The sequence below is a fragment of the Candidatus Electronema sp. JC genome, assembly GCF_048287365.2.
Lineage (GTDB): Bacteria > Desulfobacterota > Desulfobulbia > Desulfobulbales > Desulfobulbaceae > Electronema.
In genome coordinates this window covers 1-19687 of record NZ_JBLWEM020000018.1, presented here as the reverse complement: position 1 = coordinate 19687, position 19687 = coordinate 1, and the positions used below count along the sequence as shown (strand labels likewise).

Below are 19687 nucleotides of genomic sequence, written 5' to 3'. Positions count from 1 at the left end.
ATATTTCTTTCCGGCAGCCCGCCGGGTGACTGCCATGCTGAGAACCTGCGTCAGCCCCACAGGCAAATTCTTGGTCGGCCTGCACCGGCCCAGCTACAGCGTCCGCAATCTGCGCGACCAAGATTTTCTCCTCCGTCTCGGCGCGCTGCCTGACGGCTCACCGCTGGCCAACCAAGCCAATTTTCCGCCCGGCGATGTCCACGAACTGGAAGGCCGCCGGATTTACGAAATTCCCAACGCCTTTCCGTGTCACGGTGCGACGTATATTGATTCGGTCTGGGCGGCGGATCGGGCGGCTGATCCCGGCCTGATCAAGATCGAGCCGCCGCCGGAATGCTCGCTTGCGCAGTCGCTCGGCCTGAGCGAGACCGAGCGGCAGGCCGCCATGATCAGCCGCCTGCCGCTGCCGCTCAAATATGCCTTGGCCGCCAGCTCCACTGATCCCGACGAACTGATGCTGCTGGCAAAAAGCTGCTGCCGGATGGAGTTTGATGCAGACGGCGAGCCAATCGGCCTGCAATACTTGCGGCCCGGCAAAGCGGACATTGACGATTTCGAGCTGTTTGAAACCATCGCCAACAATCCGCATCTGCCGGACCGCTGGAAGGAAGTCATGGTGCTGCGGCCCGGCGTGCAAGGCGGCAGCGAGATCGTCGGGCGGTTTGCGGAGAACGGCAGCCATGTTTTTGAATATCTGCGCCGCAATTCCTACATTCCGTGGGGGCATTACGCGGCCAACATGGCGCACGACGCTGTCCGCTACCGCACATCTGATTTGAGTCTGACCGACATGCGCGGCCTGCGCCATCTGTATTATCAGCGGATGGTCGTTGCTCTGACCGAGCGGTTCGGCCTTTCTCTTGATCTGCCCAAGCGCAGCCTGACGGAAGACGAATTGGAATCGCTGCGGAAGAAGGTGCTGGCAGCAGCGGAGAACAGCGGCCAGCATCCGGCCACGCTTTGGGGCTGGAATTTCGGCTACGATTTCTCCAGCTCCGGGTATCGTCTGCACGCTTCGCATCAGATGATTCATCAGCAGTACGCCACAACACCAGAGACAGTCGAGATGACAGAAGGCGGCGTGATGCCGAGCTACAGCTGCGGCGATCAGGTTGCCGAGGTGATTACGCAGTATAAGCAGGACGGCGGCGGCGATTTCTTCCGCGACTATCTGCGCTGCATCCGCGAGAACGTGCGCACGGACAACGACCAGCAGAAAGAGCGCAGCCTGATTGTCCATGAAGACGCAAACGTGCTGCTCTTTGTCCCAAAAGCGCAGACCTCGCAGTGGGAATTGCAGCTCATGGTCATTGCCGACGCAAATGGTCAACCAGTAGGCAATGTGCTGGAGGCGGATGCAGCGGTGCGTAGATCGATAGACCAAGGCATTCTGCTCGCACAGCATATTTTTGCCAAACTGGGAGCGCGGATGGTCACTTCGCTGGAATACTCCAAACGGATTGGCATCTGCAACGGCCAGCGGCTGCTTTACGCCTTTCTGCCCAAGCTGCCGTGGTCAATGGGCGCGTTCAGCGAAGCGCAGCACAGGTATATCAGCAGCCATTTTCCAGAGGATTTTGCAGCGGCGTGCAGAAGGCAAATGCAGGCAATCAAGCTCGGAGAGGAACCATGAAAAAAGTCGCGTCACTGAAATATGGAGTCGTCTTCAAGAAGGCGTTCTGCGATCCTGAGATATTCACCGCTTTTGCGCAGGACATCCTCGGCCTGCCGGTGCACGTCGAGCTGGTGGAGACGGAAAAAGAATTTGATCCGCCTGTCGGCTACATCAAGCCGCGCTTCGACCTTTTCGCCGAGGACACGCAGCACCGGATCATCATTGACATTCAGCACGCCCGCACCGGCGACCATTACGACCGCTTCCTCTATTATCACTGCGCGGCCCTGCTGGAGCAGATCGCCAGCTCGCACAACTACCGCCCGCCGCTGGCCGTTTATACTGTAGTCGTCCTCACCTCTGGCGACCGTCATCAATGCGATATTGCAGTGACGGATTTTGATCCTCATGACCTTGCGGGCAGACCGCTGAAGGAGATTCCGCACAAGGTGATCTATCTCTGCCCGAAATATGCGGACGACAACACGCCGGAGCCGTGCCGCGCCTGGCTGCGGGCTATCAACGACACGCTTGATGAGGAGGTAGACGAAAGCCTGTATCAGCAGAGCGCGATTCAGAAGCTCTTTGCCGCCATTCAACGCAGCCAGTTCTCGCCGGAGGATCGGGCGCGGATGATTGAGGAGCATCATCAGGAGGAGCTGAATCAGAGCAAGTTTGAGGAAGGAATGAAAAAGGCAACGCAGCGTATTGCGGAACGGATGCTGCGGCAGGGCATCGCGCCGGAGCTGATCGCTGAAGCAACAGGGTTGTCTGCCGATGAGCTGGCAGAGCTTGTTGGACGATGAATGCAATTCACTGAAGACGTAAAAAATATTTCCAATTGCAAGGAGGAATTACCATGAACAAGAGAACTATTTCGGTTTGCGGCGCGGCGATGTTTCTTTCGCTGCTGGTGTCTTCGGCGTTTGGTTATGAGAAGGAGATTGAGCAGCTTTCCGCGCAAATGGCGGAGAAGATTGCCGGGAAAGGCAAGAAGACCGTCGCGGTGGTGGATTTCACTGATCTTGAAGGCAATGTGACGCAGCTTGATCAGTTTATCGCGGAAGAGTTTTCCGTTGCGCTTGCGAGTGCGGGCAAAGGATTCCGGGTGATTGACAGAACCCGCCTGAAGAGCATTATCAAGGAAAACAAGCTCGCAGCAACCGGCTTGATTGATCCGGCAACGGCAAGCAAGCTGGGAAAGATTGCCGGAGTGGATGCGCTGGTGACAGGAACGCTGACACCTTTTGGCGACAACGTGCGGCTTACGGTTAAGGTTTTGGATTCAGAAACGGCGGATATAATTGATTCAGCAAAAAGCAATTTTGCGAAGACGCAGGCGATTAACGAGCTGCTTGGTAAAGAAATTCCTCCCGAATCAGCAAATAGCGCATCAGCAGGCGGGATAAAGAAAGTGGGTAATAAAAAGGCAGCAACGTCTCAAATTGTCAAAGATATATTGTTTGAAGTGAAGCAATGTTTAATATCTGGGAAGACTTTAACATGCGAGTTAAGTGTAACCAATAATAAAGATGATAGACAGATTAGGATTCATAACAAGTGGAGTGATTTTTACAGAACAAGATTATTTGATGATTTATCAAACGAATACAATCTATCAGAGATGAAGTTTGCAAATAAAAGTTCTAACTCGGAACGAGTTGAGCATATGCTTGTTTCCGGTGTCAAAACAAGATTATCTGTAAGATTTGAAAATATTCCAGACAGCACAGCATCGCTATCTCTTTTGGAAATATCCTGTTTTGATATGACAAACGAGGTTGAATTTAAAGTGCAGTTTCGTACCATTTCAGTCTCAAGATAGAAGCCAGCAAAACGAGTAACAATTAATCGCAGAAAATTGGATAGAAATTATATTATTGCCCTGCTGAGTTTTATTGCTGCGGTGTTGGCTTTAGTGGTTACAATCACCACACCTGAGCTGCGGAGTTTTTTCGGCCTGAAAGATGGCAATCCGCCTGCGCCAGTGATTCCCGCGCCGACACCGCCGCCGGAACCGAAATCAATTTCGCCGAAGATTGAAACGCCGCCTGAGAAACCGGCAGCAGTGCCAAAACCAAAGCCGCCGGTGATTCATCAAGCGGTGCAGGAACCTGCTGATCCGCAAGAATACACCATCGTCGAAAACAAAAGCGAGTTGGTCAAAGAGGCGAAGACAAGATTGTCTGTTTCGTTCCATGATGATACTGGAGAGATAACAGCCAAAATTACCATCTCTCCTGCTGGCAAGGACTCAATCGTTCTTCCAACCGTTGGCATCGGCAGCCAGGAGTTTGCCTCCTCAACAGGAGTTTTCCTTGTCCACGTCCTGAATGTGGATTGGGACAGCAGGACAGTCACGGTTCAGGTGAGCCGGAAAGAATAAAGATAAAGCGGGCAAATGTCTCGCTTCGTTTGCCACGTTTTATGCTTAAATCGTCGCAAATCACGCTTCAAGCGAGACGATTCACGCGTGAAGCATCCCGTTTTAAGCGTGAAGCAATATGATTCATGCGTGAACTGCTCTGGTTCACACGTAAACCGTCATGCTTCACGCTTAAAATGAGCCGATTGAAGCGTGAAACGCCTTGGTTGAAGAGTGAATCACGATGCTTGAAGAGTGAATCGCCTCGTTTCAAGCGTGAATCAGGGCGGTTTAAGCGGCGGATGCGGCGGGCGCGGTGACGCAATACACACCTAAGCAAGGAGGAAACCTATGGCAGTGCAGACTGAAACACTGAGCAGAATTCATATCCTGCGGGAGGTGTATCAGCAGGATTATCATTCTGCAATGGCTGATCGAGTGCTTGACAAGCTGATTGATCTGGAACGCGGCAAGGCGCAGCGCGAGCTGAAGGAATACCGAGAAATCTTGGATTCTTTTGAGCAGCGGCATCAAATGCCCTCAGAGCTGTTCTATGAACGTTTTCAACGTGGAGAGCTTGGCGACAATGCCGATTTTTTTGAATGGAGCGCAATGTATGACATCTGGCAGGCTGTTCAGGAACGATTGGCCAAACTCTCCGGTGCCTTTTTGCAATGAATGCGCAAGACTGTCTTGAGCAAATCAAGACCAGGCTCATTTTGTCCAACGTGATCAATTCTCTTGTTGTCGTCACTGAACGCGCTATGGGCAGTCGCGGCTATTTTCGCGCCCGCATGACGCTTGCCAACGGCGACTTTCTCGAAGTGTCGGAATATTTTCTTGCCGGGCCGGAAGGATGCTCGACGCTGGAATACCGCCATCAGTGGATGGACAGAACAAAGCAGCGGCTCATCAGACGATGGGACAACGCCCGTCATTTTCCTGAGCTGACGAATTTTCCGCATCACATTCATGCTGGCAGCGAAACAGAGGTGATGCCCGGAAGAGTCATGAGCGTCATTGCGCTGATTGACCTGTTTGAGGCCGAATTCATCAAGACTTTCAACAACAACACACCATGAAAAAAGGATACTTCGGACAATGGGGCGGGGCGTTCATCCCGAAAGTGCTGCATCAAACCTTTGCCGAGCTGAACGCGGTCTACGAGGCGGCGCGGGCTGATGCCAGCTTCTGGCAGGAATACGTTGACCTTCCGGCAGTACCACGCCGCTGACCTTTGCGGAAAACCTCTCCAATCAGCTTGGCGGGGCGCGGATTTACATCAAGCGGGAAGACAACCACACTGGCGCACAACGTCATGGGCCAAGGGCTGCTGGTGCGGCGAATGGGCAAGAAGCCGGTCTCGGCTTTGCCTGCACCGAGGAGGACGTGAGAAAAAAAAGAGTCAGCCCGTCAAAGGCTGACTCCTTAATATATCCGCTGGTCGGAACGAGAGGATTTGAACCTCCGGCCCCCTGAACCCCATTCAGGTGCGCTACCAGGCTGCGCTACGTTCCGAAATTTTGCTGGGCTATATCTACCATTTTCCGGCGCAGGCTGTCAACAGCTACTTGCCCGACTGCGCCGTTTTTCCGCCTCAGTTCTCGTCCTCGTTGAGCAGCTCGCGCAGGCGTTTCGAGGGCCGGAACGTGACCATTTTGCGCTTGGTGATGGTCATCGCCTCGCCGGTGCGGGGATTGCGGCCCCGGCGGGGCGACTTGCCGCGCACGGTCAGTGTGCCGAACTGCACTAATTTGAGCGACTCGCCGTTGACCAAGGTATCTTTCATTGCCGCGAAAATGGTGTCCACCATCTTGGCCGCATTGCGCTGGGAGATGCCCAGCCGTTCGTTGATGGAGAGCGACAGCTCCTTGCGGGTGACATTGCCCTTGTCCACTTCGTCTTTCTGCTCGTTCATGCTGTTTCCTTGATCTCCCGATATCGACCGCCAAAGCGGGACATCAGCGAGCTGACTATTTTCTCGTGGAAGCCGTTGACCGTCTCATCGTCAAGCGTCCCTTCAGCGGAACGGTAGGTGACGGTCAAGGCCACGCTTTTCATGCCTTCCTCAATCGGCTTGCCGGAATAGACATCGAAGATGTCAGCATATACCACATGCTGGAGCTTGTGGTCAAGGATATCTTGCAGCAGCTCGCCCGCCGGAACCTGCTCCGGCACTAAGAGGGCGATGTCGCGCCGCACTGACGGATAGCGGTTCAGCTGGCTGAAGCTCTTGGCCGCCGCAGGCAGCAGCGCGAGCGGTTCCAGCTCGATCTCGCAGAAATAGACATCCTGCTTGATGCCGAAGGCGCGTGCCGCCTCGCGGCACAGTTTGCTGATCAGGCCAAGCTGCTGCCCGTTGGCCATGAGGCGGAGCGCACAGCCCGGCTCGGTGTACGGCTCTGCTTGCCCCTGCACCGTGGCAAAGCTGACCGCCGCAGTCAGGCGCAGCTCGCGCAACAGGGCCTGCGCCGCGCCTTTCAGATCAAAGAAATCGCTTTCTTGGCCAGAGAAGTAGAGCGGGCTGCTCTCCGGGTGACGGTCTCCGCTGATCACTGCGCAGAGCTGGTGCCGCTCAAGCGGCTGCTGGCCGGGCGCAGTTAAGGTGAAGACTTTGCCGGTCTCGAACAGACGGACATCTGTCTGCTGAAAGCTGAGATTACGGCGGATGTTGTCGAGCAGGCCGGGCAGGAGCATGGTGCGCATCACCGCCTGTTCGTCGTTAAGCGGATTGAGCAGCTCGACCTGTCGCCTGCGGGCATCGTCCGCTGATAGGCCAAGCTGGTCGCCGTGCTTTTTGGCGACAAAGGAATAATTCACCGCCTCGTAGAAGCCAAGGCCGAGCAGGGCGGCGGCAATCTTCTTGCGGAGCTGGCGCAGCGGCTCTGGCTGCGGGCAGTCCATCGCAATCACCGGCAGCGTGACCGGAATTTGATTGTAGCCGACCAAGCGGGCAACTTCCTCGATCAGATCCACCTCGCGCTCAATGTCCATGCGGAAGGCAGGCACCGTCACTTTGAGGACTTCGCCTTCCTCAGTCACAGGAAAATCAATCCCGCGCAAACAGGCGGCAATCTCGTCGCCGCTGAGGGCGGTGCCAAGCAGGCTGTTCACCCGTTTAACCCGCAGCTCAAGCTGAAGCGGCTCTTTTTTTCCCGGATAAAGGTCAATGCCTTCCGCCGTTGTCGCCCCGGCCAGCTCGCAGATGAGCTGCGCCGCCCGCTCCAGAGCCTCAGTCACGCCTTCCGGGTTCACGCCGCGCTCAAAACGGTAGGAGGCTTCTGAGGTCAGATTCAGCCGCCGTGCTGTCCGGCGGACAGAGACCGGGTTGAAGCAGGCGGATTCGAGCAGGATTTCCGTGGTCGCGTCGTCCACTTCCGAATTCAGCCCGCCCATGACTCCGGCCACCGCCACCGGCTTGTCCGAGTCGCAGATCATCAGCGTGTCCGGCTCAAGGCTGCGTTCGGTGTTGTCTAATGTGGTGAATTTCGTCTCGCCTGCCTGCGGCCGCCGCACCACGATGGCCTTGCCTGCAATCTTCGCATAATCAAAGGCATGGAGCGGCTGGCCGTATTCGAGCATGACAAAATTGGTGATATCCACGATGTTGTTGATCGGGCGCATCCCCACCGCCAGCAGCAGCCGCTGGAGCCACCACGGCGAGGGTTTGACCGTCACGCCGCTGAGACGGCGGGCGGCGTAGCGCGGGCACAGCTCCGGCTCGGCGATGCGGACGCTGAACTCCGCCTGCGGCGCGAACGCGGGCAGACTTTGCACCGGACGGCGCACCTGCTGGCCGCTGAAACCCGCCACCTCGCGGGCGATGCCGAGTACGCTGGCGCAGTCGGCGCGGTTAGGGGTGAGATCAACCTCAATCATCGTGTCGCGCAGCTCCAACGCCTCGGCCAAGGGCAGGCCGGAGGCCAGCACGGGATCAAGCTCAACAATGCCGGAGCCAGCCTCGCTGATGCCCAGCTCCTTGAGCGAGCAGAGCATTCCTTCGGAGACCTGGCCGCGCACCTTGGCTTTTTTGATCTCCATGCCGCCGGGCAGCTTCGCGCCGGGCAGGGCAATGGCTGTGACCAAACCGGGCCTGACATTGGGCGCGCCGCAGACGATGGGCAGCACTTTATCGCCGACCTCCACTTCGCAGAGGGTGAGCCGGTCTGCGTCAGGATGCTTGCGCACAGACAGCACCTTGGCGGTCTTGACCGAGTCCAGCCTGGCGTGCAGCTCCTGCACCGCCTCCACCTCCAAGCCGAGCATGGTCAGGCGGTCGGCAAGCTGTGCTGCGGATAGACCGTCAAGAGAAAGATATTGGCCAAGCCAGCTAAGGGTGAATTTCATAAAATTCTTGCTGCGCTGATCATGTTAGTATGGAATCCGCACACCGTCGGAGCTTGGGGGAAATGTGATCAGGCTGATGTAAACCTGCTGATATCCATCATCCGCCTATTCAATGCGTAGGCTATATTGTGTCGAACATCGCGATTCTCATAACGACCATTCGTCACGCAGATCCTCTTGATAGGCCAAAGCATTTTGCTGCCTGTCCCGCCAAAGCCCGAAAGCTGGATGCTTCCGCAACGTGCGATGAGATTTTTGTGCTGTTCGCGCCAAAAACTGCGTCACAGCCTGCTTAACTGCTTCCGCCTCGCTGACCTGCGCTTCCTCGCAGTATTGCTTCAGCAAAAACACCTGATATTGCGGCAGCTCAATCAGCAAACGGATCAATCTCTCTTGTGACAATCAGTGAATTGCAGCACGCAAACGTCCGGTCAGCCTCAAACCGTCGCGAATATTCATGCCGATCAGAATGATGTTTATGAAGCCAGCAGCCAGCTCAAGAGCCTGCACTGCATAGAAAGTGGTGTCAAACGAACCAGCAGCAGCCAAACGGTTCAGAACAATGGCGCATGGAATTAGAATCAGCAAGCCGTTTGCAGCTATGAAAGGCATTCTTTTTTTCTTGGCCACAACAAGACTTCCCGTCCGCAGCTTCGCGAGCTGAAAACCGCTGCCGCCTGTTGCCGCAATGGCCGGAACAAGGATGAAGAGACCGGGCATGACAATCAACGCCTTCAGAGCGGCAACAGCGTCATGCGAACCAAACAGTTCAACTGAAATTGTTGACAGAAAAAAAACGGCGATCATCAACAGTGCCAAGAAACTTGCAGCCGCATGAACTTTTGCCAAGATATTTTTTCTTTCTGCCACAGCAATGTCTCCAAGAAAGAATTGCTCAGAACTGCCTCAGAAAGCGCAAATCGTTCTCGTAATACAGGCGAATGTCGTCAATGCCGTATTTGAGCATGGCGATGCGCTCCACGCCGAGGCCGAAGGCGAAGCCGGAGAACTGCTCCGGGTCATAGCCGACCATCTTCATCACTGCCGGATCAATCATGCCCGCGCCGAGAATCTCCAGCCAGCCAGTCTGTTTACAAACCCGGCAGCCGCTGCCCTTGCAGATCACGCAGGCAATATCAACTTCCGCGCTGGGTTCAGTGAAGGGAAAAAAGCTGGGCCGGAAGCGCAAGGGCAGGTCGCCCTGAAAAATACGGCGGGTGAAAAGCGTCAGCACCCCTTTCAGATCGGCGAAGGAAACTTGGCGGTCCACCAAGAAGCCCTCGACCTGATGGAACATCGGGGTGTGGGTGATGTCGGAATCGCAGCGATAGACCTTGCCCGGCGCAATGTAGCGCAGAGGCGGCTCCTGCTTCTCCATGATCCGCGCCTGCATCGGCGAGGTGTGGGTGCGGAGCAGAATGGAATCAGAGACATAGAAGGTGTCGTGCATGTCTCTGGCCGGATGATGCGCCGGAATGTTGAGAGCCTCGAAGTTGTAATGGTCGGTCTCAACGTCCGGGCCTTCAGCCACGGCAAAGCCCATCCTCTCGAAAACGGCGCAGATTTCCTCCATCACCTGCGTGACGGGATGGAGCTTGCCGGAGGGAATGAAACGGCCCGGCAGGCTGAGGTCAAGCTGCTGCCTGACCGTTCCGGCACCGGCTTCAAGGGCCTCTTTTTTTGCCTGAAACAGGCCCTCCAGCTCCTGCTTGACCGTGTTGGCAAGCTGGCCGAGCCGGGGCCGCTCTTCCGGCCCGGCTTGGCCGAGCTGTTTCATGGCGTTGGCCAGCAGGCCCTTGCGGCCTAAATACTTGACCCGGAATTCCTCCAGATCAGCCAGACTGCCGACGGAAGCCAGCCCGGCTTCCGCCTCGGCCCGCAGCTGCCGCAGCGTCTCTTCCATCAGACGGCGAGCTTGGCAGCGGCCTGCTTCACCACCGCGCTGAAGGCGGCAGGATCAACAATGGCCAGATTGGACAGCACCTTGCGGTCCAGCTCAATGCTGGCCTTGCTCAGGCCGTTGATCAGCTTGCTGTAGCTGATGCCGTTGGCCTTGGCAGCGGCGCTGATGCGGGTGATCCACAGGGCGCGGAAATTGCGCTTGTTGGTGCGCCGGTCGCGGTAGGCGTAGCAAAGGGCGCGGTCAACGGCCTCGGCGGCGGTGCGGAACAGACGGCTTCTGCCGCCCCGGAATCCTTTAGCCAAAGTCAGAACTTTATTTCTTCTGCGGCGGGCTTTGAACCCGCGTGTGGCGCGTGGCATGGTGATTGCACTCCGTTATTGTGTTGCTGAAAATTCCTGCAAGCTGTTTACAGATAGGGCAGCATCCGCCGCACATTGCCGGTGTCCACTGCGGCCAAGATGCCGTTCTGCCGGATCCGCCGCTTCCGCTTCGTGCTTTTTGAGGTCAGGATGTGGGAGCCGAAGGCTTTGCCGTGGCGGACTTTGCCTGTGGCGGTCAGTTTGAACCGTTTCGCCGCGCCCCGGTGGGTTTTCATTTTAGGCATGATGATTCTCCTTGCTGGCGCAGGGCCGCAGCCCGCGCTGATTTCTGGTTCTGCTGCAACTGTGCTCAGGGTTTCGGCCCGACAAACATGATCATGAACCGGCCTTCCATGGTCGGCTCCTGGATGATGACGCAGTGCTCGCGCAGCGCGTCGGCGATGCGCCTGATCGCTTCCATGCCCACGGTCTGGGCGTGAACAATCTCCCGGCCCCGGAACTGCATGGTCACTTTGACCTTGTTTTTCTTTTCAACAAATTTCAGGATGTTCTTGATCTTGAAATCCAAGTCGTGCTCTTCGGTTTTTGGCCGGAACTTCACTTCCTTGGTCTCAATCACCGTCTGCTTTTTCTTCGCTTCCTGCTGCTTCTTCTTCAGCTCGTAGCGGTATTTGTCAAAATTCATCACCCGGCAGACCGGCGGCTTGGCCTTGTCGGAAATTTCAACTAAGTCCATGCCCTGCTCCTCGGCGATCTGCCGCGCCCGCGAGGAGGAGACAATGCCGATCTGCTCGCCGTCGTCGCCGAGCAGGCGGACTTCAGGATAGCGGATGTCCTCGTTTGTTTTTACCCTGACTTCCTGACGCTGCGAATCTTTTCTGCCTTTCCTTTTGTCCATTATCTCCGTCTGTCAGACTGCTCGTTCTTCGCATTCCCGGCGCACCAAGGCCGAGAACTCCTGCGGTGACATGGGCGGCAGGTTCTCACCGCTGCGCTTGCGCACCGTGATCATGCCGTCCTGCATCTCCCGGTCGCCGACGATCAGCATATACGGCACCTTCATCAGCTGCGCCTCCCGGATTTTGTAATTGAGCTTCTCGTTGCGCAGGTCGGCCTCGGCGCGGATGCCTGCTTTGCGCAGCTCGGTCAGCACCTTGCCGCAGTATTCGCCCTGGCTGTCGGTGATGTTGAGGATCCTAGCCTGCTCCGGGGCCAGCCAGAGCGGGAAGGCTCCGGCGTAGTGCTCAATCAGCACGCCGATGAAGCGCTCCAGCGAACCCATCAAAGCGCGGTGGATCATGATCGGCTGATGCTCTGCGCCGTCCTGCCCGGCATAGCTCATGCTGAAGCGTTCCGGCAGGTTGAAGTCCACCTGAATGGTGGAACACTGCCACGAGCGACCAAGCTGATCTTTGATCTTGATGTCGATCTTCGGGCCGTAGAACACGCCCTCGCCGGGATCAACCGAATAGGCCAGCCCTTTCTTGTCCATCGCCTGCTGGAGCGCCCGCGTGGCCAGCTCCCAGTTTTCGTCGCTGCCGACATATTTGGCGGGACGGGTCGAGAGATAGACATCATACTCGCTGAAGCCGAAGGTCTTGAGGACGTGCAGGTTCAGGTCAATGATGTTGAAGATTTCCTCTTCGAGCTGATCAGGGCGGCAGAAGATGTGGGCATCATCCTGGGTGAAGCCGCGCACCCGCATCAGGCCGTGCAAAGCACCAGCCCGCTCATAGCGATAGACTGTGCCCAGCTCGCACCAGCGAATGGGAAACTCACGGTAGCTGTGCGGCTCGGATTTATATACCCCGATGTGGAAGGGGCAATTCATCGGCTTGAGCTGATAAGCCACCTCGTCAATGTCCATCGCCGAATACATGTTTTCGGCGTAGAAATCCAAATGGCCGGAGGTCTTCCACAAATCTTGGCGGGCGATATGCGGAGTGTAGAGGAGCTGGTAGCCGTTTTGGTAATGGGCATCTTTCCAGTAGTCCTCAATCAGCCGCCGCAGCAATGCGCCGCGCGGCTGCCAGAGAATCAGGCCCGGCCCGATTTCATCCTGAATCGTGAAGAGCTTCAGCTCCTTGCCCAACCTGCGGTGGTCGCGCCGTTTGGCCTCTTCAATTCGCTCCAGATACTGCTTCAGCTCTTTCGCGTCAAAGAAGGCCGTGCCGTAGATGCGCGTCAGCATGGAATTCTTTTCATCGCCCCGCCAGTAGGAACCGGCCACGCGCAGCAGCTTGAAGCTCTTCAGCCACGAGGTGTCTGGGATATGCGGCCCCCGGCAGAGGTCAATGAACTCGCCCTGCTGATAGAGAGAAACCGTTGTTTCGCCCTTTACTTCCAAATCTCTAATCAGCTCAACCTTGTAGGTCTCGCCCTGCTGTGTGAAGAAATCTATCGCCTCGGCAATCGGCAGCTCCCGGCGCGAGAAGGGCTGGGCCGCCTTGACGATGGCCGCCATCTTCTCCTCAATCGCCGCGAAGTCGTCGGGCGAGAAGGCGGGCTGGCGGTCGAAATCGTAATAATAGCCGTCCTCAATAGCCGGGCCAATGGTCACTTGTACCTTCTGCCCAAACAGCTCCTTAACCGCCTGCGCCATGATGTGCGCCGCCGAATGCCGCAGAATATGCAGCCCGTCCTCAGACTCGGCGGTGATCAGCTCCAGCGCGGCATCCTCGCGCAGCGGCGCGGACAAGTCAGCTAATTTGCCGTTGCAGCGCACGGCCACGGCCTGCTTGCGCTGCTTGCCGGAGACTAATTCCTTGAGCGCGTCCTGGGCGGCAATGCCTGCCGGGAAGCTCTTCGCTTCGCCGCCGGATATGGAGACTGCAATTGAGGTCATGCTTTCTGCCGATAACAGCGTGAAAATGAGGTGCAAAAAAGGAAAGGCTAAAAAGCCAGACGCTGCGTCATCTGACCTTTAGCCTTTATGCCCTGTGCTTAAAAATTGGTAGGCACGGGCGGTTTCGAACCGCCGACTTCTACCGTGTCAGGGTAGCGCTCTCCCACTGAGCTACGTGCCTGCAAAATTTTCCGTTTTTTCTTTTCAAGGCCGCAGGCTGTCTGCCGCAGCCCCCCCTGCATTAGGCAGGGGCATATTACGCCATGTGAAGCAGCTTGTCAATACCAGCAAACAGGGTCTGCTGTCAAGAAAAAAGAGAAATCCTCCTCCAATTTTTTGACGCGGCGGCGGTGAAAGAGGCAGCCTGCCGCGCCGGAAGCGGCTTCCTTTTGACAGACCGCGCATTTTCTGTTATGCAGAAGCGGGGCGGCTGTTGGCGAGCGAGCTGCTGACATGCCTTGTCTCAAAAATTTCAGAAAAGGACGGACTGCATGGCGGCGCAAGAAAATGAGGGGCTGCATATCGCTCTGATCAGCATTCACGGTCTGATCCGGGGCAACGATCTGGAGCTGGGCCGGGACCCGGACACCGGCGGCCAGACCCGTTATGTGCGCGATCTGGCCTGCGCTTTGGGCAGGCATGACAGCGCGGGCCAAGTGGAACTGATCACCCAGCGGGTGGAGGACGAGACGGTCAGCGATGACTACGCCCTGCCGGAGGAGCGGCTCGACGGCTCGGCGCGGATCGTTCGGATTGACACCGGCGCGGCTGGCTATGTCCGCAAGGAGGAGCTGTGGCCGCTCCTCGACACCTTTGCCGACAACCTGCTCAATCATTTCAGAAGCAGCGGCCGCTTTCCGGACATCCTCCATTCTCATTACGCCGACGCGGGCTACGTCGGCTGCCGCCTCTCCAATCTGACCGGCATTCCTTTGGTGCACACCGGCCATTCCTTGGGCCGGGACAAGAAGCTGCGCCTGCTGGCCTCCGGCATGGAGCGGGAGGAGATCGAATCCCGCTACAACATGTCCCGCCGCATCGAAGCCGAGGAGGAGGTGCTGGCAGCGGCAAGCATGGTCGTCACCAGCACCCGCAACGAGATTGAGGATCAGTATGAGCTGTACGACTTCTACCAGCCTGAAAACATGGTTGTCATTCCGCCGGGCGCGGACATGACTCAGTTTCATCCGCCCGGCCCGGATTTTTCCGCCCCGTTCCAGAAGGCCCTCCGCCCTTTTTTCCGCGACCGGAAAAAGCCGTTCATCCTTGCGCTGTCGCGGCCAGACGAGCGGAAAAACATCAAAACCCTGGTTCATGCCTACGGCAAGTCGCGCCGCCTTCAGGAGCTGGCCAATTTAGTGATTGTGGCGGGCAACCGCAACGACATCAGGGAGATGGACAAAGGCTCGCAGCAAGTGATTCAGGAGCTGCTGCTGCTGACGGACTTTTACAATCTTTACGGAAAAATCGCCCTGCCCAAGCACCACCGGGCCGACGAGGTGGCCGACATCTACCGGCTCTGCGCGCAGTCCGGCGGAGTTTTTGTCAATCCTGCCCTGACCGAGCCGTTCGGCCTGACCCTGCTGGAGGCGGCGGCCACAGGCTGTCCTCTGCTGGCGACGAAAAACGGCGGGCCGTCAGATATTGTTGAAAACTGCAAAAACGGCCTGCTCTTCGATCCCTTGGACGAGGAGCAGCTGACCCGCCAGCTGACCCGGCTGCTGACGGACCGCGAGCTGTGGAAATCCTTGCAGCGCAACGGCTTGGAAGGGGTGCGGAAGCATTACTCCTGGCAGGCCCATGTCAAGAAATATCTGAAGCGGATTGCGCCGCTGGCCCGGAAGCGGGCGGACATTGAGCAGCGCGGGCGGCTCGACGGCAGCAGGCTCAAGGCGGCGGCCAAAGCGGTGTTCTCGGATTTGGATCAAAATTTGATCGGCAGCGCGGCCGGACGCAAGGAGCTGATGGCCCTGCTCAAAAGCAGGCGGAAAAATATGATTTTCGGCATCGCCACAGGCCGCTCGCGGGATTCGGCCTTGGCAATGATGGTCAAAAACGGCATTCCCCTGCCCGATGTCCTCATCAGCAGCTTGGGCACAGCCATTTTTTATGGACGCAGCCTGATTTCTGACGAGAACTGGCGCAGGCATCTGGATTATCTCTGGACACCGCAGACTGTGCGGCGGCTGCTGGCGGATGTGCCGGGCCTCAGCCCGCAGCCGGAGGAGATGCAGGGCGAATTCAAAGTCTCGTATTACTATGATGAGGCGAAGGCGCCGTCAATGGAGGAGCTGAACGCGCATCTGCGCAAGCACGACCAGAGCGTCAGTGCCAGCCTCGCCTTTGGTCAGTATTTGGACATTGTGCCGGTGCGGGCCTCCAAGGGGCTTGCCCTGCGCTGGGTTTCCCATCGTCTCGAAATTCCGCTGGAAAACATTCTGGTGGCAGGCGGCTCCGGCGCGGACGAGGACATGATGCGCGGCAACACCAAGGCGGTGGTGGTCGCCAACCGGCACCATGAGGAGCTGTCCGGGCTGACCGCTGCGGAAAATATTTACTTCGCCAAAAAATCTTACGCTGACGGCATCCTTGAGGCCATTGAGCATTACGGCTTCCTGAACGAGTGAGACAGGAGGAAAAAGCATGAGGCTGCTTTTATGCACCGACATGGACCGGACGCTGCTGCCCAACGGGCCGCAGCCTGAATCGCCGGGAGCGCGGCGGCTTTTCTCAGTGCTCACGACGGACAGCCGGGTGCAGCTGGCCTACGTGACTGGCCGCAGCCTGCCGCTGGCTGAGGAGGCTATCGCCGAATATGAAGTGCCTGTCCCGGACATGCTGGTCGCGGATATTGGCACGGCCATTTTTGCCAGAGAGCAGGGGGCATGGCGGCGGGACACGGCATGGGAGGAGCTGATCGGCCAGGACTGGCGGCAGTTGGACAGCGCTGCGCTGGCCCGTCTGCTCACCGGCCTGCCCGGCCTCCGGCTGCAAGAGGAAGACCGCCAGGCGCGTTTCAAACTCAGCTATTATGTTGAGCCGACCGCCTGCCGGGAGCAGCTGGCCGCCGCCTTGGCCGCGATTTTCCAGCAGCGGGCGATCAGGGTTTCGCTGATCTGGAGCCATGATGAGATCACCGGTGCCGATCTGCTCGACATCCTGCCTGCCAGCGCGGACAAGTATCTTGCGGTGCAGTTTCTCCGCCGGAGAATGGGCTTCAGCGTGGACGAGGTGCTGTTCGCCGGGGACAGCGGCAACGACCTTGCGGTGCTGGCCAGCGAGATTCCGGCGGTGCTGGTGGCCAACGCCCGGCAGGATGTGGCCGAGAAGGCGGCGGCGATGGCGATGGCGGCAGGCAATGCGGACAAACTGCACCTTGCCGGCGGCTGGCTGGGGATGAACGGCTGCTACAGCGCCGGAATCTTAGAAGGCGTGGCCCGTTATCAGCCCGCATTCTTCCAAGACGGCATCTCGGCCTGAAATCACAGAATTCCTGCATGAATTCTGCCTGGCTGATTTTCGTATGATTTTTCAGAAATCACCGCGCCAGACAGCTCAAACGCAGGATTTTCAAGTCATCGTAGCTGACCCGCCCGTCTAACCGGTCGAAAGCCGGTTTGAGATATTCCGCCCCCAATTCCTCGAACGCGGCCAAGGCGGCTTGACGATCTTCCGGCGATGCGGATACGAACGCCTGCAACTCCTCCACGTTTCGCAACTGATTGCCAGCCAAGGCGTACTTGGTCAAGTGATTGAGGATCGTAGCTGCCTTCACCTGATGCTGCTCCATCAGGCTTTCGATGGAAGTGCCATCATTGTATGCCTCGCCGATCAGCGTGGTGCGCATTCCCGTACCCGCTTCAACCTTTCGGGCGGCTTTCGCCGGAGCGGTTGCGCGGGCTGTTTCCGGCAGATTGCGCTCTTGACAATATGGCTTGATCACACCCAAGAACGCATCGCCAAATTTCTCCAGCTTCACCTGCCCGACTCCCGAAATCCCCAGCAGCGACTCACGCGACTGCGGATAATAGGCAGCCATCTCAACCAGCGTCCGGTCTGAGAAGATGACATAGGGCGGCACGCCGTCGGCATCGGCCAGCTCTTTGCGCTTGCTGCGCAGCAGGGCGAAGAGGGCTTGGTCGTGTTCAAGCATCTGCCTGCTGCCGGTGGAGCGGGCAGAAATGGTGCCTGAGCTTGTCGAAGGCAGCTGGCCGAAGAACTTGGCCCGGCTTTTCAATGCCTCGCGGGCGGTTTCAGTCAGGCTCAAGGTGCGGTGTTCCTCATCCTGCTGGAGATAGCCCATCTGAACAAGCTGGCGGGCCAAGTGCAGCCACTGCTTCTGGCTCAATTCCTTGCCGATGCCGTAGGTCGAGAGCTGCTCATGCCCGAAGCGCAGTATCTTTTCATTCTTTGAGCCGAGCAGCACATCAGCCACATGCGCCGCGCCGAAACGCTCGCCGACGCGGAAAACGCAGGACAGAAACTTCTGCGCCGGGATGGTGATGTCTTCCAACACCGGGGCTTCGGCGGTGCAGTTGTCGCAAGTACCGCAGTTTTCGTGCAAAAACTGCTCGCCGAAATAGGCCAGCAGCGGCTGGCGGCGGCAGCTGCGCCGGTCTTCGGCATAGCGGACAATCGCATCCAGCTGCTGGACAGCGGCCTTGCGCTCGTCGCCTTCCTTCTGGTTGATAAAATATTTCAGCTTGGCGGCATCGCCGTAGCTGTAGAGCAGCAGGCAGTGCGCGGGCAAGCCGTCGCGGCCAGCGCGGCCAATTTCCTGATAATATCCTTCAATGCTTTTGGGCAGATCGTAATGGACAACAAAGCGCACATTCGGCTTGTTGATGCCCATGCCAAAGGCAATCGTCGCCACCATGATCTGCACATCGTCGCGGATGAAGGCTTCCTGATTGCGGCTGCGGGTTTCGCTGTCCAATCCGGCGTGATAAGGAAGCGCGACGTGTCCGCGCTGGGCGAGATATGCGCTCAGTTCATCCACCTGGCGGCGCGAGAAGCAGTAGATGATGCCGGACTGCTCCTTGAAGCGTTCGAGGAAGCGCGTGAGCTGGGCCGCGCCGTCCCGTTTGGGCGCGACTTCAATGAAGAGGTTCTCGCGATTGAAGCTGGCGACAAACTCGTTCGAGCCTTGCAAGCTCAGGCTGCTGCTGATGTCGGCACGGACACGCGGGGTGGCGGTCGCAGTCAGGGCGAGGCAGACCGCTTCTGGCCAGCGGCGGCGCGCGTCAGCCAGCTGGCGGTATTCAGGCCGAAAGTCGTGCCCCCACTCGGAGATGCAGTGGGCCTCGTCAATAGTCAGGCAGTCCACCTGCACCTCGGCCAGCAGGCTGAGGACGCGCTGGGACAGCAGGCTTTCCGGCGCGACATAGAGCAGTTTGGCCTGGCCGCGCCGGACGCTGGCCATGTTTTCGCTGTAGGCTTCGGGCGACAGGGTGCTGTTGAGGAACAGGGCCGGAACTCCTGCGGCCCGCAGCTGCTCAACTTGGTCTTTCATCAGGGCGATGAGCGGCGAGACCACGACCGTCAGGCCGTCAAAGAGCAGGGCCGGAATCTGGTAGCAGAGCGATTTGCCGCCGCCAGTCGGCATGATGGCCAAGCTGTCGTGCCGCGCCAGCACATTGCCGATGACTTCGCGCTGCAAGGGGCGGAACGTGTCGTAGCCGAAGGTGCTTTTGAGGATGGTTTCGGGACTTGGCATGGCTTGTTTTGATTCCATTTTTTGCTCCTGTTATCGAGCAGCCAGTATAACACGCAAGTCGTCTCAGCTCAAGATGATGTGCCACTCGCCGCCCTATTTTTCGCGGACACAAAAATATTTCTTGACTCTTAGCATAACAGAGTTATGCTGGCGATGTAAGGGCAGCAATCAACTGTTTATTTTGAGAAACGTTCTCATTTGCGCATTGAGGCTTCATGGGAATAAGCAGGCCAGCCAGCGGAACAGATGCGAGGCGCATTTTGATGAATTGGGCGGCCATTTTTTAACTCGACGGTCTCGATGAAAGAAACTGAGCCGTCCATTTTAAACACTGAGTGGCCAGAGTTTAATACTGGACAGCGCGAGAAAGAAATGAGGCGGTCAATTTGGTAAATGTGAACCATAAGTGATTAATTAAATAAAATACTATCATTATGGTGATGAATAAATCTCCAAACAGATGCTGTCAAATTCTCAATACTTCTCGAAAATGACAATGTCTTTCTGACTAATGCCGATAACCTTTGCCTGAATGTCAAATTAAGTCTTTCGATATGACTTGTTTTTCCGCTTCCT

Annotated in this window: 19 protein-coding genes, 2 tRNA genes and 1 pseudogene; 9 read left to right on the top strand and 13 right to left on the bottom strand. The window is 57.3% G+C overall.

Going from position 1 to position 19687, the window contains the following annotated elements; translation table 11 throughout:
* Positions 1-34 precede the first annotated feature (34 nt).
* From ACNKH3_RS02420 to ACNKH3_RS02390, 7 genes and pseudogenes are all read left to right on the top strand, one after another.
* Entirely contained in the window at positions 35-1633 is a 1599-nt protein-coding gene (locus ACNKH3_RS02420; protein WP_420208106.1) for a hypothetical protein, read from the top strand.
* The gene (locus tag ACNKH3_RS02415) at positions 1630-2421 is read left to right on the top strand and encodes a PD-(D/E)XK nuclease family transposase (protein ID WP_420208105.1); all 792 of its coding nucleotides are present in this window, start codon (positions 1630-1632) and stop codon (positions 2419-2421) included. Before ACNKH3_RS02420 ends, ACNKH3_RS02415 begins: the two co-directional genes overlap by 4 nt.
* A gap of 53 nt (positions 2422-2474) precedes the next feature.
* Complete coding sequence (locus tag ACNKH3_RS02410; RefSeq protein ID WP_420208104.1) at positions 2475-3440, top strand: FlgO family outer membrane protein; 966 nt, start codon at positions 2475-2477, stop codon at positions 3438-3440.
* An 84-nt stretch (positions 3441-3524) separates the two neighbouring features.
* Positions 3525-4001 (top strand): hypothetical protein, encoded by a 477-nt coding sequence (locus tag ACNKH3_RS02405; protein WP_420208103.1) that lies wholly within the window; start codon positions 3525-3527, stop codon positions 3999-4001.
* Between the two features lie 330 nt (positions 4002-4331).
* Positions 4332-4658 carry a hypothetical protein gene (locus ACNKH3_RS02400; RefSeq protein ID WP_420208102.1) on the top strand — a complete coding sequence of 109 codons (327 nt, stop codon included), beginning with the start codon at positions 4332-4334 and terminating at the stop codon, positions 4656-4658.
* 50 nt (positions 4659-4708) lie between these two features.
* Positions 4709-5062: a toxin-antitoxin system TumE family protein gene (locus ACNKH3_RS02395; protein ID WP_420208110.1), complete on the top strand. Its 354-nt coding sequence runs from the start codon at positions 4709-4711 to the stop codon at positions 5060-5062.
* Positions 5059-5349: pseudogene (locus ACNKH3_RS02390) on the top strand (tryptophan synthase subunit beta); the annotation flags it as partial. The gene ACNKH3_RS02395 and the pseudogene ACNKH3_RS02390, both read left to right, overlap by 4 nt.
* Positions 5350-5421: 72 nt before the next feature.
* Here the strand turns inward: ACNKH3_RS02390 and ACNKH3_RS02385 are convergent.
* The 11 genes from ACNKH3_RS02385 to ACNKH3_RS02335 all read right to left on the bottom strand — a co-directional run bounded on the left by ACNKH3_RS02385 (position 5422) and on the right by ACNKH3_RS02335 (position 13576).
* Positions 5422-5498 (bottom strand) — tRNA-Pro (locus ACNKH3_RS02385).
* 79 nt (positions 5499-5577) lie between these two features.
* Positions 5578-5898, bottom strand: a complete 321-nt coding sequence (locus ACNKH3_RS02380; protein WP_420208101.1) for an integration host factor subunit alpha — start codon at positions 5896-5898, stop codon at positions 5578-5580.
* The gene (pheT, locus tag ACNKH3_RS02375) at positions 5895-8327 is read right to left on the bottom strand and encodes a phenylalanine--tRNA ligase subunit beta (RefSeq protein WP_420208100.1); all 2433 of its coding nucleotides are present in this window, start codon (positions 8325-8327) and stop codon (positions 5895-5897) included. The genes ACNKH3_RS02380 and pheT overlap by 4 nt, the downstream gene beginning before the upstream one ends.
* A gap of 147 nt (positions 8328-8474) precedes the next feature.
* Positions 8475-8714 carry a CopG family transcriptional regulator gene (locus tag ACNKH3_RS02370; RefSeq protein ID WP_417917168.1) on the bottom strand — a complete coding sequence of 80 codons (240 nt, stop codon included), beginning with the start codon at positions 8712-8714 and terminating at the stop codon, positions 8475-8477.
* A 15-nt stretch (positions 8715-8729) separates the two neighbouring features.
* Positions 8730-9197 carry a hypothetical protein gene (locus tag ACNKH3_RS02365; protein WP_417917167.1) on the bottom strand — a complete coding sequence of 156 codons (468 nt, stop codon included), beginning with the start codon at positions 9195-9197 and terminating at the stop codon, positions 8730-8732.
* A gap of 25 nt (positions 9198-9222) precedes the next feature.
* Entirely contained in the window at positions 9223-10230 is a 1008-nt protein-coding gene (gene pheS, locus ACNKH3_RS02360; protein WP_420208099.1) for a phenylalanine--tRNA ligase subunit alpha, read from the bottom strand.
* On the bottom strand, positions 10230-10589 hold the full coding sequence (rplT, locus tag ACNKH3_RS02355; protein WP_417917165.1) for a 50S ribosomal protein L20: 360 nt from the start codon (positions 10587-10589) through the stop codon (positions 10230-10232). The genes pheS and rplT overlap by 1 nt, the downstream gene beginning before the upstream one ends.
* Positions 10590-10636: 47 nt before the next feature.
* Positions 10637-10834: a 50S ribosomal protein L35 gene (gene rpmI / locus ACNKH3_RS02350; RefSeq protein WP_417917164.1), complete on the bottom strand. Its 198-nt coding sequence runs from the start codon at positions 10832-10834 to the stop codon at positions 10637-10639.
* A 65-nt stretch (positions 10835-10899) separates the two neighbouring features.
* On the bottom strand, positions 10900-11448 hold the full coding sequence (gene infC / locus ACNKH3_RS02345; RefSeq protein WP_420208098.1) for a translation initiation factor IF-3: 549 nt from the start codon (positions 11446-11448) through the stop codon (positions 10900-10902).
* A gap of 12 nt (positions 11449-11460) precedes the next feature.
* Positions 11461-13395, bottom strand: coding sequence for a threonine--tRNA ligase (gene thrS / locus ACNKH3_RS02340; protein ID WP_420208097.1), 1935 nt, complete (start codon positions 13393-13395; stop codon positions 11461-11463).
* A gap of 106 nt (positions 13396-13501) precedes the next feature.
* A tRNA-Val gene (locus ACNKH3_RS02335) sits at positions 13502-13576 on the bottom strand.
* Between the two features lie 310 nt (positions 13577-13886).
* On the opposite strand from ACNKH3_RS02335, the gene ACNKH3_RS02330 reads away from it, so the two are divergent.
* Complete coding sequence (locus tag ACNKH3_RS02330; protein ID WP_420208096.1) at positions 13887-16022, top strand: HAD-IIB family hydrolase; 2136 nt, start codon at positions 13887-13889, stop codon at positions 16020-16022.
* Between the two features lie 16 nt (positions 16023-16038).
* Complete coding sequence (locus tag ACNKH3_RS02325; RefSeq protein ID WP_420208095.1) at positions 16039-16875, top strand: HAD-IIB family hydrolase; 837 nt, start codon at positions 16039-16041, stop codon at positions 16873-16875.
* Positions 16876-16933: 58 nt separating this feature from the next.
* Here ACNKH3_RS02325 and recQ read toward each other — a convergent pair whose 3' ends face one another.
* Positions 16934-19129, bottom strand: a complete 2196-nt coding sequence (gene recQ / locus ACNKH3_RS02320) for a DNA helicase RecQ (RefSeq protein WP_420208094.1) — start codon at positions 19127-19129, stop codon at positions 16934-16936.
* A gap of 392 nt (positions 19130-19521) precedes the next feature.
* Positions 19522-19687, bottom strand: a 166-nt coding sequence (locus ACNKH3_RS02315) for an IS1 family transposase (protein ID WP_420208109.1), incomplete at its 5' end; no start/stop codon positions are given.